Raw genomic sequence first — 14,900 nt, 5'->3', positions numbered from 1 at the left:
TCAGGCAACGCCAACCAGGCTGCCGTCATCGTCGCGCTGCGGGCGTCCCTTCTTGATGCGCAGCCGGCCCCGGCGATCGACCCAGAGACGGTAGTCGCCCAACTGGGCCAGCGTGCGGCTCTGCCAGTCTCCACCGCACCGCAGGCCGCCATCGCCGCTGCCGATCTCAACCGCCTCGAAGCCACCTTCGTTTTTCAGGCTGCCATTGCAGCCGATCAGGGTGGCGCTGCTGCGCGGATCGCCGCGCAGGACGGCAAGACCGGCCCCGGCCGCCCTGGCATCGCCACTGCCGCTGCAACCGACCATGGCGAGCCGGCCGGTGAGGGTGGCCCGCAGCAGATGCGTCTGCCTGAACATGGAATAGGCGGTGCAGCCAACCAAGGTGGCGAAACCCTGCAGCCAGATGCCGGCATCGCCGCGCGAGAAATCATCGGCGCCTTCGTGGTTGTTTTCGAAGCCACAGCTCGACAGCAGGGTGCAGCCGTTTTCCGCCACCAGGCCGAACCGCTTGTTCAGCAGGAAATAGCTGCCGTGGTAACTGACGTCATAACAGCCATCCAGCATGGCAGCGCCATGGATGCCATTCTCGCCGAACACGCCGCCGATCACCCGCACGGCAGACAGGATGCCCTTGCCGGCGGGATCGTGGTGGAAGCTGGCGCCATGACCGTGATTGTTGCGGAAATAGCAGTTGGCGATCTGCCCCTCGAAAACATTGCCGATCAGCTGACAGCCATTCTTGCCGCAGCCCTGGATAACGAGATCGCGCAGGCAGAAATTATAGAGGAAATTCCGGTTGCCCGGACAGGACAGCCGGATACCGTGGCCATCCTTGCCGCTGCCATGAATGTCGAGGCCCTGGATCAGCAGGAAGCGGAAGGTCGACCGGCTGGATATGTCCAGGATGTCGCTGCCATCGGTAATCGCCGAGAGGATGCGCGCCCCGATGCCGAGAATGCCGGATTGCCGCGTGATATTCGCTTTCGGCGCGATGCGGAGAGTCGCCGTGATGCGATAGCGGCCGGACGGGATCAGCAGCAGGCCGCCATCCTCGCCGGCATAGGCGGCATCCAGGGCAGCCTGCAGGGCGACCGTGTCGTCGGTACGCCCGTCCCCCGTCGCGCCGAAGTCGCTGGCGGAAATCAGGCGGCCGAACGGCGCCTGATGCGGTGCGGCCTGTGCCGCCGGCATCCCACTGAGCGCGGAGCCTGCCAGCGCCGCCCCGCCAAGGGCCAGGAGATCGCGGCGCTGCACGCTCAGGCCTGCGGCGCCAGCCGCACAGGACGTCGCAGACGCGGCGGTCGCCCGAATGGCATGGACTGCACGGGTGTCGCCGGAACCGCAACGCGCTGGTGCAGGATGGTCAATGCTGCCGCCAGCAACAGCACAACCCAGGTCTTGGGGGCCACATAGGCGCCCGAGGCCTGGCCGAAGACCGCCCAGGTGATCCAGCAGAACAGGATGGCCGGAACGCCCAGCAGGCGCAGCCAGACCGTCAATCCGGCCAGAATGAGGCAGCCCCAGACCAGGCCGAGATAGATCCAGTGCAGCCAGAAATAATTTGTCAGCACTTCGGAAATCTTGTTGATGCGCCAGCCGGCCGAGAAGTGCGACGACTGCACGAAGACATTCAGCACCAGGTCGGCGATCGAGGCCTCGCCGGTCAGACCGGCACCCGCCCAGGGGTAATGCTGCATCACCTCGATCCCGACGAGGCCCGGTCCGATCACGCGATAGAAGAAGCTGGGATCGTTGCCATTCATGATCTGGCCGAGGCGTTCGGCATAAACGGTGGCACCGACGACGGCAAAGATCACCAGCAGAATGCTGCCGAAAACGATGATCGCCATGCGATAGCCCGCACCGAACTGACCGATCGGCGGCGTCTGCGGCAACACGAAGAAGTAATAAGGCGGCAACAGCAACAGCGACAGCAGCAGTGTTGGACCCGGCATGGCGATGATGCCTGCGGCCAGCAGGGCGAGAAACGGCATCAGCTTGTTGCGGCGCGGCGTCACCATGAACCAGGCAAAGGTGAACAGCGTATAACCGAAGGTGACGGCGGAGGGTTCCGAGGTGAACAGTTTGGGGCGGACCTTGCCATATAGAATCTGGTCACGCAGGTCCGAGTCATAGATTCCGGAATCGTAGATGTTGTTGCGCACGGCATCGCTGACGACATTCAGCCCGGCGTAGCTTTCCAGCAGGCTGCCGATCAGGATGAACAGGCTGAAACCGAGAAACAGATTGGCGAGTTGCCTGCGGCTGGCCTGCAGCAGGGTGAGAAACATCGCATAGCCGATGACCAGCGAGTACGTCAGCTGCACCAGGCCGGTAAAGCGTTTGGGCAGGGTACCGATATCCGAGGTCGAAAAACTGGCGCCCAGATACAGGACGATGACGCCGAACAGGCCGGCCAGATGTGCGGGGACGATACTGTCGCGCCGTCGCCATAAAAGCACCAGTCCGGCAATACCGGCCGGCGCGGCAGGAAAGGGAATCGTCGACGTGATCTGCACCATAACGCCGAGATAGATGCCGGCGAAAAAGATCACCAGCAGCAGCATGTCGAAACTGCCGAGGCGGGACTCCGTCACGATATTGAGTTTCATAGCGCCGCCATGGCGGACAGCAGCCGCTCACCACGGCTCGACCAGTCGAACTGATCCTGGCATGCCGCATAGGCGCGGTCCTGCAGACTGTTCAGCCGGTCGCAATCGTCGATCACCTGCAAAACGCCGCGCGCCAGCGATTCGTAATCTTCATAGAGCAGGATGCTGTCATCATGCCGCAGTGGCACGCCAGCGACCGAGCCGGAAAGCGCCAGGATCGGCATGCGGTTGAAGATGTAGTCCAGGACCTTGAGCTTGAAGCCGCCGCCATGACGTTCGGCCACCAGGGCAATCCGTGCCTCGCGCATGAAGTCGAGCACGCCATCAACTGGCCCGGTAAACTGCGTGGCGGCTGCCTTGCGGCGCATGCGGCTGAGAAAGGCTTCCTCAGCGCTGCCGATCACCTGCAATTCAGCGCCATGGGCGGCAAAGAGCGGGTCGGCCACCGCGACGAACTGCTCCAGATTCATCCGCTTGGCGATCCAGTCGAAACTTCCGACGATGACGGCGCGGCGCGGCGTCGCCGCGGTGATGCGCCGGCGGCTTTCATGGCTGCCGGCATAGCCGGGCGTCAAGACCTCGACGCGGCGATCCGGCCGGCGGGCCAGATACTGCTCCGCATCTTCGGAGGTGATCGCGGTGACCAGCGCGGCGGCATCGACCAGCCGGTGTTCGAGCCAGGCTGCCTTCAGCGCATCGTAGCGCAACACCTGCCGCTTGATGAAATTCTCATGGTTGCGCGCCACCTCGCGGCGCAGGCTGGCCTCATGGTTATGCGAGACATAAACGAGATTCGGCCGGCCATGCCGGCGGGGGAAATGATCAAGCACCTGATCCAGCGCCCAGCCGGCAGAGATACCGTCGAAAACGATGGTATCCCATTTTCCTTCGCGCAGGCGGGCATCCAGCGCCTGACGCAAGCCGGGCGTCCAGCTGCGATCGGCAATATGCGGCAGGGGCGACACCAGGCTCTGCAGGCTGGAACGCGGATGATGATCCGATAACCACCAGCGGATGCCGTCGGCACCCGGCACACCATTCATGCGTTTGGGCGAATCCGGGCGTGCCAGGCCCAGCACATGCATCTGCGCTCCGCCCTGCCCCATCGCATCGATAAGGCCGCCAGAATAGAGATACTGCCCGTTATGGCGCGGTTCGGGATCAGCCAGTGTCAGCCAGAGGCATCGCATAGGGAATGGTCACCATGTTTCAATAGGCCTTGCTGCCGGTAAAGCCGCCAAAGATGGTTTTGACGATGATCTTAACGTCCAGGAGCAGGGACCAGTTCTCGATATAATAAATGTCGTGCTCAACGCGTTTCCGGATCTGCTCGACCGTCACGGTCTCGCCGCGCCAGCCATTGATCTGGGCCCAGCCGGTGATGCCCGGCTTGATGCGGTGACGCCAGTCATAGTTCCGCACCGCGTCCTGATAGAGAAGACCGCCAGCCGTGCAGAGCAGCGCATGCGGTCGCGGGCCGACCACCGACATCTCGCCGCGCAACACATTCAGGAACTGCGGCAGTTCATCGAGACTGGTGCGCCGCAGGAAGGCGCCGACCCTGGTCACGCGGGGATCGTTGCGGGTGGCCAGTTTTGTGGCATTCGGATCGGTGGCATGAGCGTACATGCTGCGGAACTTGAAAATCTCGATAAGCTGATTGTTCCGGCCATATCGCTTCTGACGGAAGATCACCGGCCCGGGACTGTCGAGCTTGATGGCGAGTGCAATAACGGCCAGCACCGGTGCGATCAGCACCAGAATGGTGGCGGCGAACAGGCGATCTTCCAGTTCCTTGACCACCCCGCTCCAATCACGCAGCGGCCGCCGCTCAACCACCATCAGCGGCACATCGCCGATCATCTCGATGCCATCCAGTGCCGGAAAGGCATAATTGGCATCCGGACAGAAACAGATATCGACGGCCACGCAGCGCAACTGGGCCAGCATCGCCTCGACGCCGGGATCATCCGGCGCAGCCGCAACAACCACCATGTCGACGCGCTGGCGGCGAATATCCTCCAGCAGATCGTTGCAGTTTCCGCGCACCGCGTGACCGCGCCAACCGGCGGGCGGCGGGCCGGAGCGATCGTCATACAGGCCAATGATCGCCACCTCGGCATCGTGACGGTTACCGAGACGGCGCAACAGCATCTGACCACCCGGGCCGGCGCCGAGAATGGCCAGACGCCGGCGCAGACGGCCTGCCTTGCGCCAGTAGTCCATCCGGAGTGTCAGCACGCCGCGCGCCAGCACCGGCAGAAACAGGCCCAGAATGAACCACAGCACCAGCCAGGTCCAATTCTGCTCCAGTGCGGCACCACTGGCGACGACGGCGACCGCGGTGATCAGGGCTGCGGCACCCCAGGCAGCCAGCAGGCGGATCCAGCCGACCTGGATCTGCCGCAGGGTTTCGATACGATAGGCGCCGGCCAGATGCAGCGCATTGCCTGCCACGACCGCGCCGAAGAAGGACAGGGCAACATAATACGAACCATCCATCGGCAGATCCGGAGCGGCCAGCAGCAGAGCCGTAAGGCCGGCAATGAGGATTGCAATGGCATCCCAGCCGCGCAGCAGGCCGCTGACGATCGGCAGCGAAACCGGCTGCGCCAAAGATTTTTCAACACGGCGCGCGGATCCCCGGGTCTTGCTGTTGTCGTTGCTGCGCCAGGCAGCGGGACGCGCCATGGTGCTGGCCTGGGGCTGCGCCGGGTTTGGCCGTACCGCGTGGCGACGGGGTGAAGTCGAGCCTTGATGGATGTCGAAGGACATTCAGCTGCTCCGTTCCGGCTGTGCATCGCAAACATGGGCAGAGAAGACTCCGCCCTGGAGTGTCTGCCTGATGTGGCACAGGCTTTCTGCAACGGCTTGTGACCATGCCGGGATCGCTCTACTGCGGCGCAACAGAACGATCACATTCACTGGTCAGGACTGGCGCAGGCTTGCAAAGACCCGGTTTGCAAACGTCTCCGGCGTGCGCTGCGCCACGAAATCCGCAGCCGTCGTGACATTCATAAGACTATGCGGACCCTGCTTGATCATGCGGGCGATTCCATCGGCCAGCGCACGCGGATCGGTGGTATCGACTGCCAGACCAAGCGCGTGATCGCGGACCAACCGTCCGAGCAGGCCGTAATCCTGAGTCAGCAGCGGCTTGCCGGCGCGAGCCGCCCAGAGCAGAACGCCGCTGGAACCGACAAAGCGCTGGTAAGGTGCGAGCACCACATCACAGCGTTGCACCAGCGCAGCGATCTCCGGGCTGCCGAGCCAGCGATTCTCCACCAGCAGCCAGAGGTCCGGCCGTTCGCGCCGCAGCCTCCCTGCCTTGATATCAACTTCGCGTTGGATATCCGGCGCGACCTTGCCGGCAATCACCACGGCGATTTTCCCGGCAATACCAAGCGGAAGCAGTTGCAGGGCGTCGAGGAGATGCAGCACGCCCTTGCGCTCGGTGAGCGCGCCAAACAGCAGCAGCATATGGCGATCCTGCGGCACATTCATCGGCAGACGGTCGTCATTCGCCGGAATGGCAGCGGCAGGAAAGGCCGGATCTGGCACCACGCCTACCTTCTCGCCGCCGGGATAATGTTCGGCGGCAAACTCGGCAAAGAACGGATCGAGCGTCAGCACCGTATCAACGGCCCGGTTGCGCAGCATGCCGCGATACAGCGCCGCCTTGCGCCGGTCGCGCAAGCGCTCTCCCAGACCGGGCCGGTAATCGCCGATCGTGTGGTAATGAACCGAGGGCCGGAACAAAATACCACTCAACCGGCGGGTTCCCGCACTCAGACCAAGACCCAGCGGCAGCGACAGATGGTCCAGTGAGAGGAAATAACCGATCTCGGCGCCGGTACGGATCAGATAGCGCCGCATCACCCACCAGCGCGCCATGCCGCTGATCGCCAGCCGGCGATGCGTGCAATAGTGCAGCTCGGTTGGTGTCAGCGCCAGAAGCCCGATGCGGTGACGCAGATGTACCGGCAGATGGTTGCTCAGGCGCTGGCGCAAAGCCTCCGGCACCGCAATCCAGATTCGCTCGACCTCGCTCTGGCCGCCCAGATGGATCAGCAGATGGCGCAACCATTCCTCGGCATGCCCGTCGCCGTCAGGCTCCAGCACCAGCAGGTCGCGCGGGCGCCCGGGCAGGCTGCCTTCCCGACATAATGCCACCAACCAGCCATCGATCCGGGCCAGCAGGGCATCGCGCGTATGGTGACGTTCCACATAGGCGCGACCGCGTCCTGCCATGACCTGACGACCGGCCGGATCGTCCAGCAGCGCCGCCACGGCATCAGCCAGGGCCGCCGTATCCTCCGGCGGCACGCAGAGGAAGGCTTCGGTCTGCGCCTGCAGCGACCACAAGGCGCTGCCCGGCAGGGCAGTGGTCACGAAGCAGCGGCCGGCTGCCATGATATTGTAGATTTTAGAGGGCACGGCAAAATCCGCGCCATCGGGCTTCTGTGGCACCAGATGCAATGTGCCCACCGCCAGTGCCTGGGCGAGTTGCTCGCGCGGCACCAGATCCTCGAACCTGACATTGCCCAGTCCACGGGCAGCAATTGCTGCCGCGACGCTTTCCCGCTCGCCGCCGGAACCGCGCAGCAGCAGGCGCACATCGGGGCGTCGTTCCGCCAGCGCCACGGCCAGTGCCACCAGCTGGTCCAGGCCCTGCTTGCGGCCGAAATTGCCGCTGTAAAGCACTGTTGGCGGCTGGTCAGCCGGTATCGGGCATGGCCGGATCGCTTCGGCGTCGACCCAGATCGGCAGGATTTCGATCGGGCTTGCCACGCCGATGCCGCGCAATGCGGCCGCCATTTCGTTCGACAGGACCAGGATGAGATCGACGCGATTGAGGATCAGCCGCTCGGCCAGACGCATCAGGCGCACCAGCAGGCTCAGACGGACAATGCCCAGACCCTGCGCCAGGCCGGACTGGATGTCATGCACCATGGCGACATGGCGGCCGCCACGTGTAGTGGCCAGCAGCCCCAGCAGCACTGCAAAAATCGATGGGCACAGCGATATCACTACGTCATGCCGTCGCACGCGGCGGCGCAACAACGCCCCGATACCACTCAGCAGGAACATCAATTCGCCGGCCACACGCAGCAACGCCGAGCGGCGTTTGGGCAACCAGCTGTGCAGACGCTCGACCATCACGCCGGCGATTTTCTGCCGCACGGGCGGATCGTCGGTGAAGACGGAGAATTCTGCCGGATCCGGATAATGCGGCAGGCCGGTCAAAACCGTGACAGGACGCCCGCGTCGCACCAGCCCTTCAGCCAGATCGGTGCAGTAAGGCGCCGATCCGATCATCTCCGGGCTGTAATGCTGCGTCACGAAAAGCACCGGGTCGCGCGGATCCTCCGGCTGCTGGCCCACGGCCCTCAGCTCCAGTCCATCGGCTTGGCCAGAACCGGCCGGTCGTATTCGTAATTGAGCTGGCCATAGGAATACTTGCGATAGCCCTTGGAATCGACGCGGGTCATCACCAGGCCGGCGATGTCGGCCTGCACCTCGACCAGATCCTTCAGCGCCTCCATCACCGCATCGCGCTTGGTGTCGCCCCAGCGCACCACGAAAGCCACTTTGTCAACCATGCGCGACAGGGTCAGCACCTCGGCGCCGACCAGAACCGGAGCCGTATCCAGCATGATCATGTCGTAGCGCGGCGCCAAAGCCTGCAGGATCAGCTTCATGCGATCCGTCGTGAGATAGCGCATGGCCTGCGGCGAGAAGATACCGGCCGGAATGATGTCTGCTCCGGACAGCGTATCGGTGAAGATACAGTCATCGATGCTTTCCGGCTGGTCGCACAGCAGTTCCGCCAGGCCATTGCGATTCTGGCACTGGAACAACTTGTGCAGGCGCGGATTGCGCCAGTCGCAGTCGATCATCAGGATACGACGGCCATGGCTGGCCAGCATGCGACCGAGAGACGCCACCAGCACCGACTTGCCTTCGCCCGGCACCGCAGACCCGAACAGCACCGTCTTCGGCGATTGCGCGGCTTCGGAAAGCTCGATCCCGATATGCAGCTTGCGCAAGGCCTCGCTGTAGGGGGAAACCGGTTTGCGCAGCACATGGGCGATCGGCGTCATGCCACCTCGCAGCATTGGCACCATCGCCAGCACCGGCAGGCCGGTCAGCGATTCGAGCTGGTCGCTGCGCCGAAAGGTGCGGTCGACGCCTTCGCGCAGCAGCGCATAGGCCATACCGACCAGCGCACCGGCCACAGCACCCAGGAAAACGATCAGGGTCTTTGGCGGGAAGCCCGGCTTGGTGGGCGGTGCGGCTGCCGAGATCAGCTTGGCATTCGGTTTCTGCAGCTGCTCCTGGCCGATGGTTTCCTTGGCGCGGCCCATCATCTGCTCAAGCAGATTACGGTTGACGGTCGCCTCGCGCTCCAGCGCATTCAGGCGGATCGACTTTTCATTCACGCCGCCAGCCTGTCCTTGCAGGCGCTCGAAGTTCTTGCGCAAAGCCTCGTAGCGCGCCGTGGTGGTGCGGGCTTCATGCTGCAGGCTGCCGATGATGCGTCCAACCTCGGCATTGATCTTGCCGCGAATGTCGTTGATCTCCGCCTTGGCGCTGACCACGCGCGGATGCTGCGGCCCGAGACTTCCGGACAGGTCGGCAAGACGCCGGTCGGCTTCCGCCTGCTGTGCCTTGAGCTGCTGCACCACCGGAGACTGCAGCACCTGCGGCACGCTCTGGCTGTCGACACCGCTGCGGCGCAGCGCCTGCGCCTCGCCCAGCCGCGAATCCGCTTCGGCCTTGGCGGTCTGGGCCACGATCAGCTGGGTGTTGAGTTCGGTAAGCTGCTGCGCTGTCATGCCGGCGCTGGCACCCTGATAGAGGTTGTTCTGCCGGCGATACATCTCGACCGCCTGGTCCGATTTCTCCACCTGCTCGCGCAGGGTGGCGATGCGGTCGGCGAGGAATTTCTCCACCTCTTCGCTGGCCGCGACCTTGTCGCTGCGCTGACGCGCCAGATAGGCCTCGCTGAAACCGTTGGCTACCGCGGCTGCGGTATCCGGCGCGATGGATCGGGCTTCGATGTTCAACACATGCGACCGGCCGAGCGTGGTGACCTCGACCTTGGCCAGCAGCGTGTCGATCATCGCATTCATTTCCCGCTCGGCACGCTGTTGCGGCGAGATATCCTCCTGCTGCACCGGCGCCTTCTGACCTGGCATGTAGGCCCGGACCGCTTCCGGCAGATAACGCATCGGATCGAGATGGCTCAGCCAGCCCGGCGTGGGGCGCAGGGCCGGATTGAATTCCGCATTGTCCTTCAGGTTGAGCTTGTCGACCACCTGCCGCGCCACATCGCGCGACTGGATCACATAAGCCTCGTTCTGGATGCGCTCCGCATCCGGGCTGATATCGGCGATAATCGCCTCGATATTCAGCGCCCGCGCCGCCGGCACGCCAACCAGAATCCTGGCATCGGCGATGTAATGCGACGGAATCTGGCGCGCCGTCAGCACGGCGATGGCCGTGAAGATGAAAGTGCTGACAAGGATCGTGCCGCGATGACGCCAGATTCTGCGCAGGGTGTCGGTAAAATCGGCATCCTTGCCCTGCGCAGGAACGTAGACCGGAGGAGCGGCATAGATCACGGGCGGCTGGGCCGCCTGCGGGTGAATGCGATCGGGAAGAGCCATCAGAAATACCGTTCTCGGACGGTGATGATATCGCCCGGCAGGATGGTTGCATCGGCACCGGTGTCGAGTTTGGTTTTTGAGCCATCCTCTGCGGTGCGGGTGACGTAGAAGGAACTCTCGCGTGCGCGGTAGGTGAAACCGCCCGCCAGCGCCACGGCATTCAATACGGTCATACCGCTGACGAAGGGGTAGCTGCCCGGCGTGCGAACCTCGCCCACGATATAGAAAGGCCGGTAGGTCAGCACTTCGACGCTGACGCTCGGGTTTTTCAGGTAGTCAGGCGACAGCTTTCCGATGAGTGCCTTTTCAAGCTCGGCGGCTGTCAGACCGCCGGCGCGCAGCTGCCCGATCAGCGGGTAGGACATCTGCCCGCCGCCATCAACAGCGAATTCGCCGGTCAGTTCCGGCTGGCCGAAGACGGTCACACGCACTCGGTCGCCGGAGCCGAGCCGATAGCCTTCCGCCGCCGTCGACGGTAACACAACACCCTGGGATGGCGGCGCCCGGTTCGCTCCTGCGGCAGCCTGCTGCATCACCGGTTGGGACGCCGGCGATTGCGCGGCCTGCTGGGCTGCCGCCTGCCCACAGAGCAGAGCAGCCGTCAGCAAAGCGGAGGCGATGGCGAAAAGCTTAATCGCGCCCGAGGCGCGGAATTGCGAGAGGATTTGCATGGCGGCACGTCTGGTTGTTGCAGCGTGCACGGCGCCATACCGGCGCGAGACCGGGATCGGCCGTGCAGCTTTACGCTAGCAACGGCCGGCCGGAATCGGTGTGACCAAACGGAGGTTTCGAACCGGCAAAAATGCCGGTTCTCTCAGAGATGGCTGCTGAGCCGCAGCATCACCACATTCTCGTCAAAATCGCTGCCTGCGACATTGGATTCGCGGCTGCGATAACCGTAACCGCCGGACAGCGTGAAGTTGCGATTCAGCAGGTACTTGGCGCCAAGGCCGGCGAGATAATAATCGTCGTCCCGCGTAATGCCCTGGAAATCGTCGTTCTGATAGCCCAGCGATGCGGTGAGGATCAGGTTGCGCAGCAGTTCGTGATCGGCGCGCAGCTCGGCGCGCGTCTGGAAATAACCCGGCGAATTCGACAGGGTGGTTTCCTCGATATCGCGATCCAGCGTGCCGGTAATCGTGGTCAGCCGCGTGACATTCCACGTCACCTTGATGCCGCTGGCCCAGCCATCGATTTCACCCAGGCGGGCATCGCTGTAATCCTGACGGCGATAGCCGGCATAGGCATCGAGGAAAATCAGGCCGGTGAGATCGTACTGTGCGCCGGCACCCACCAGATAGCCGTCCGAATCGCGATCGAAACCACCCGTCAGCTTGTCGTATTCGCGCGTGTTATAGCTGGTGAGCAGATAGACCCGGCGCAGCGGCGCAATTTCGTAGCCGGCCTTCAGGCCGACTTCATACTGGTCGCGATCGCGGCCGCTCTGATCGAGCACCGTGCCCGCGGAATTACGCACATTGTCATATTCATACTGCTCCGCCTTGCCATCGAGGCGGAAGGACAGACGATTGAATTCCTTTTCGGCACCGAGATTGGCACTCGATACGCTGTATTCGGTCGGCTCGGTGCCGCCCTGGTTATCAGGCGAGGAGCGCGGCTCGTGGCGAATCTGGTAGCCGGCACCGCCGAACAGGCGGAAATCGCGCAGCACATCGACCCGGCCATCGGCCGACAGCGTATAGTCGTTAAAATTCTCGTCGTCGTAATCCATATACCGCACGACGCGGGAATCGGCATGCAGGTTCAGTGCATGGTTATTCCAGTTCGACCGCAGATCCAGGCTCGGCTCGATGGAAGTGATGAAGTCGCTTTTCTCGTTGGCGGCAGTGGCGAAGATATTGCTGTTGTAACTCTCCTGCAGCCCGAGATCCGGATAAAGCACAAAACCGCCCATGCGGACTCCGACCGGATCATAGTCAGGCCGCCGCCGCCCCATGACGGTCTCGCCCCGCTCGACATCGGCCGGGGTCTGTACATCCTGCGAGGTTCTTGGCGGGGTCTGTGCCTGCACCGGCACGGGAGCGGAAATGGAAACTGCGGTCAGCGCCGCGGCAAACATCGCGGCTGTTCCCCCGATCAACTGTCGCATAGGCCGAGCCTCACCGAATCTGCTGGAATCCTCGGCGCTTATACCATGATCTGCTGCGGGACGGGAACCCGCTGATGCCAGTCCCAGGCAGAGGAGACCATCTGCTCCAGACCCGACTGAGTGGGCTGCCAGCCCAGCAGCCGGCGGGCCCGCGACGGGTCGGCCAGCAGGATAGCCGGGTCGCCCGGCCTCGGCGGCTCGATCCGCACAGGGATCGTGCCGCCGGTGATGCGCCGCGCCACATCGATCACCTCGCGGACCGTGGTTCCGGCGCCATTCCCGAGGTTGAAGGCATGCGCCCCCACTGAATTGTCGAGATAGCGCAGGGCGAGGACATGCGCCTCGGCCAGATCGGAGACATGGATATAGTCGCGGATACAGGTGCCATCTCTGGTGGGATAATCGTCACCATAAATCGCGACAGAATGGCGCTTCCCCGCCGCCGCTTCCAAAACCAGCGGGATCAGATGGGTTTCGACCGGATGGGCCTCGCCGATCTCGCCGCTGGCATCCGCGCCGGCGGCATTGAAATACCGCAGGGAAACGGAATGCAGGTTATAGGCACGGGCATAGTCCTGCAGCACACGCTCGATCATCAGCTTGCTGGTGCCATAAGGATTCAACGGCTGCTGCGGGTGCGTTTCCGGCATCGGCGTGATCTCCGGCTCGCCATAGACCGCCGCGCTGGAGGAAAAGACGATCCGCTCGACACCGTTGCGCCGCATCGCATCGAGCAGCCCGATGCTGCCATTCACATTGTTCAGATAATATTGCGCCGGATCCTTCACCGACTCGCTGACCACGATCAGTCCGGCCAGATGGATCACCGCTGCCGGCTTGTATTGGCGCATTACTTCATCGAGCCGGCCTGCATCGATCAGGTCCCCGCCCTCCAGCGGCCCCCAGCGCACCGCCCAGGCATGGCCGGCGCAGAGATTGTCGTAGGTCACCGGTATGTAGCCCGCCCTGGCGACGGCTTTGCAGACATGGCTGCCGATATAGCCGGCGCCGCCGGTAACCAGGATCGTTGGGCGGTCAGCAGCGGCCATAACTGTCCACCAGGCGAACGATATCGTCTTCGCCAAGATAGGAACCGGACTGCACCTCGATCAGGTGCAGTGGCAGCTTGCCCGGATTCTCCAGCCGGTGCGCCGCGCCGATCGGGATATAGACCGACTCATTCTCGCGCAGCAGCAGACTTTCGTCGTCGCGCTGTACCAGCGCCGTACCATGCACCACAACCCAGTGCTCGGCACGATGATAGTGCTTCTGCAGGCTCAGCTTGGCGCCGGGCTTCACCGTCAGGCGTTTGACCTGGAAACGGTCGCCGGTATCGACCGAGCGATAGCTGCCCCATGGCCGATAGCAGGTGCTGTGCGACACCGGCTCCGAGCGGTTGCGCTGCTTCAGCTGGTCGACCACGCGGGATACCTCATCCACCCGATCGGCCCTGGCGACCAGAACCGCATCATCGGTGGAGATTACAACCACATCGTCGAGGCCGATCACCGCCAGCAGCTTGTCTTCCGTGCGCAGATAGGAATTGTGCGCATCCCGCACCACGACATCGCCACAGATCACGTTGCCATCGCGATCGGCAGGATTGGCTTCGCGCATCGCCTTCCACGACCCCAGGTCGCTCCAGGCCATGTCGACCGGCACCACTGCAGCCTGGCGGGTATGCTCCATCACGGCATGATCGATCGAAAGCGCCGCTGCCGAGCCGAAGGCATCGGCATCCAGCCGGAAGAAGCCAAGATCCTCCTTCCCCTCGTAGACCGCGCGCGCGCAGGCCTCGTGAAGCTCGGGATGCAGCCGCTGCAGCTCCTCGAGATAGCGCCGCGCCGACAGCAGGAAGATGCCGCTGTTCCAGCAATAGCTGCCGCTCTCGACATACTGCGCCGCCGTTGTCGCATCGGGCTTCTCGACGAAGCGATCGACCTGGCGGACATGATCGGACTGCTCCATCAGCGGCCCCACCTTGATGTAGCCGTAACCCGGCTCCGGGCGGTCCGGGCGGATACCGAAGGTCACCAGATGTCCCGCCGCAGCCGCCGTCAGTCCGGCCTGGATGGCGCGATGCAGTTCGTCCGGTGCGCCGATCGCATGATCGGCCGGCTGCACCAGCATGATGGCATCGGGATCGCGCTCCAGCAGCCAGAAAGCGACGGCTGCCAGCGCCGGGGCCGTGTTGCGCGCCACCGGCTCAAGCAGAATCTGCTGCGGCTCGATGCCGAGTTCGCGCAGCTGATCGTCGATCAGGAAACGATGCTCGTCATTGCAGATCAGGATCGGCGCCGCAAATCCCAGATCGGCGCCGTTCCGTTGCACGGTTTCCTGCAGCAGGCTGCGCTCCGAAACCAGCGACAACAGCTGCTTGGGAAAAGCCGAGCGCGAGAGCGGCCACAGGCGCGTGCCGGAGCCGCCGGCGAGGATTACAGGATGAATGCGGAATGCACCCTGTTCGAGAGTATGACGCGACTCGATAACGGCGTTCATGGTCGA

Annotated in this window: 10 protein-coding genes; all 10 read right to left on the bottom strand. The window is 63.5% G+C overall.

Annotation, left to right across the window (positions count from 1 at the left end; genetic code table 11):
• Entirely contained in the window at window positions 1-1,254 is a 1,254-nt protein-coding gene (locus OJJ21_RS19885; RefSeq protein ID WP_297689126.1) for a glycosyl hydrolase family 28-related protein, read from the bottom strand.
• Between the two features lie 2 nt (window positions 1,255-1,256).
• Window positions 1,257-2,597, bottom strand: a complete 1,341-nt coding sequence (locus OJJ21_RS19880; protein WP_297689124.1) for a hypothetical protein — start codon at window positions 2,595-2,597, stop codon at window positions 1,257-1,259.
• A gap of 11 nt (window positions 2,598-2,608) precedes the next feature.
• The gene (locus OJJ21_RS19875; RefSeq protein WP_297689122.1) at window positions 2,609-3,802 is read right to left on the bottom strand and encodes a glycosyltransferase; all 1,194 of its coding nucleotides are present in this window, start codon (window positions 3,800-3,802) and stop codon (window positions 2,609-2,611) included.
• A 19-nt stretch (window positions 3,803-3,821) separates the two neighbouring features.
• Window positions 3,822-5,303, bottom strand: coding sequence for an undecaprenyl-phosphate glucose phosphotransferase (locus OJJ21_RS19870; protein ID WP_297689120.1), 1,482 nt, complete (start codon window positions 5,301-5,303; stop codon window positions 3,822-3,824).
• A 237-nt stretch (window positions 5,304-5,540) separates the two neighbouring features.
• Window positions 5,541-7,997 (bottom strand): glycosyltransferase, encoded by a 2,457-nt coding sequence (locus tag OJJ21_RS19865; protein ID WP_297689118.1) that lies wholly within the window; start codon window positions 7,995-7,997, stop codon window positions 5,541-5,543.
• Between the two features lie 5 nt (window positions 7,998-8,002).
• On the bottom strand, window positions 8,003-10,285 hold the full coding sequence (locus tag OJJ21_RS19860; RefSeq protein WP_297689117.1) for a polysaccharide biosynthesis tyrosine autokinase: 2,283 nt from the start codon (window positions 10,283-10,285) through the stop codon (window positions 8,003-8,005).
• Window positions 10,285-10,956 carry a polysaccharide biosynthesis/export family protein gene (locus OJJ21_RS19855; RefSeq protein WP_297689115.1) on the bottom strand — a complete coding sequence of 224 codons (672 nt, stop codon included), beginning with the start codon at window positions 10,954-10,956 and terminating at the stop codon, window positions 10,285-10,287. The genes OJJ21_RS19860 and OJJ21_RS19855 overlap by 1 nt, the downstream gene beginning before the upstream one ends.
• Before the next feature lie 143 nt (window positions 10,957-11,099).
• Entirely contained in the window at window positions 11,100-12,395 is a 1,296-nt protein-coding gene (locus OJJ21_RS19850; protein ID WP_297689113.1) for an outer membrane beta-barrel protein, read from the bottom strand.
• 38 nt (window positions 12,396-12,433) lie between these two features.
• Window positions 12,434-13,444 (bottom strand): UDP-glucose 4-epimerase GalE, encoded by a 1,011-nt coding sequence (gene galE, locus OJJ21_RS19845; protein ID WP_297689111.1) that lies wholly within the window; start codon window positions 13,442-13,444, stop codon window positions 12,434-12,436.
• Window positions 13,431-14,894 carry a mannose-1-phosphate guanylyltransferase/mannose-6-phosphate isomerase gene (locus tag OJJ21_RS19840; protein ID WP_297689109.1) on the bottom strand — a complete coding sequence of 488 codons (1,464 nt, stop codon included), beginning with the start codon at window positions 14,892-14,894 and terminating at the stop codon, window positions 13,431-13,433. Before OJJ21_RS19840 ends, galE begins: the two co-directional genes overlap by 14 nt.
• Between the last annotated feature and the right edge of the window lie 6 nt (window positions 14,895-14,900).

It is taken from the genome of Ferrovibrio sp. (genome assembly GCF_025869515.1).
GTDB lineage: Bacteria > Pseudomonadota > Alphaproteobacteria > Ferrovibrionales > Ferrovibrionaceae > Ferrovibrio.
Note: the sequence above shows the minus strand (reverse complement) of the source record. Positions and strands in the feature narration are given on the sequence as shown.

What these genes read in the sequence shown, in the direction of transcription:
- OJJ21_RS19875 (WP_297689122.1), bottom strand. Translation starts at nt 3,802, where the DNA reads ATGCGATGCCTCTGGCTGACACTGGCTGATCCCGAACCGCGCCATAAC.
- OJJ21_RS19870 (WP_297689120.1), bottom strand. Translation starts at nt 5,303, where the DNA reads ATGGCGCGTCCCGCTGCCTGGCGCAGCAACGACAACAGCAAGACCCGG.
- OJJ21_RS19860 (WP_297689117.1), bottom strand. Translation starts at nt 10,285, where the DNA reads ATGGCTCTTCCCGATCGCATTCACCCGCAGGCGGCCCAGCCGCCCGTG.
- OJJ21_RS19855 (WP_297689115.1), bottom strand. Translation starts at nt 10,956, where the DNA reads ATGCAAATCCTCTCGCAATTCCGCGCCTCGGGCGCGATTAAGCTTTTC.
- OJJ21_RS19850 (WP_297689113.1), bottom strand. Translation starts at nt 12,395, where the DNA reads ATGCGACAGTTGATCGGGGGAACAGCCGCGATGTTTGCCGCGGCGCTG.
- galE (WP_297689111.1), bottom strand. Translation starts at nt 13,444, where the DNA reads ATGGCCGCTGCTGACCGCCCAACGATCCTGGTTACCGGCGGCGCCGGC.
- OJJ21_RS19840 (WP_297689109.1), bottom strand. Translation starts at nt 14,894, where the DNA reads ATGAACGCCGTTATCGAGTCGCGTCATACTCTCGAACAGGGTGCATTC.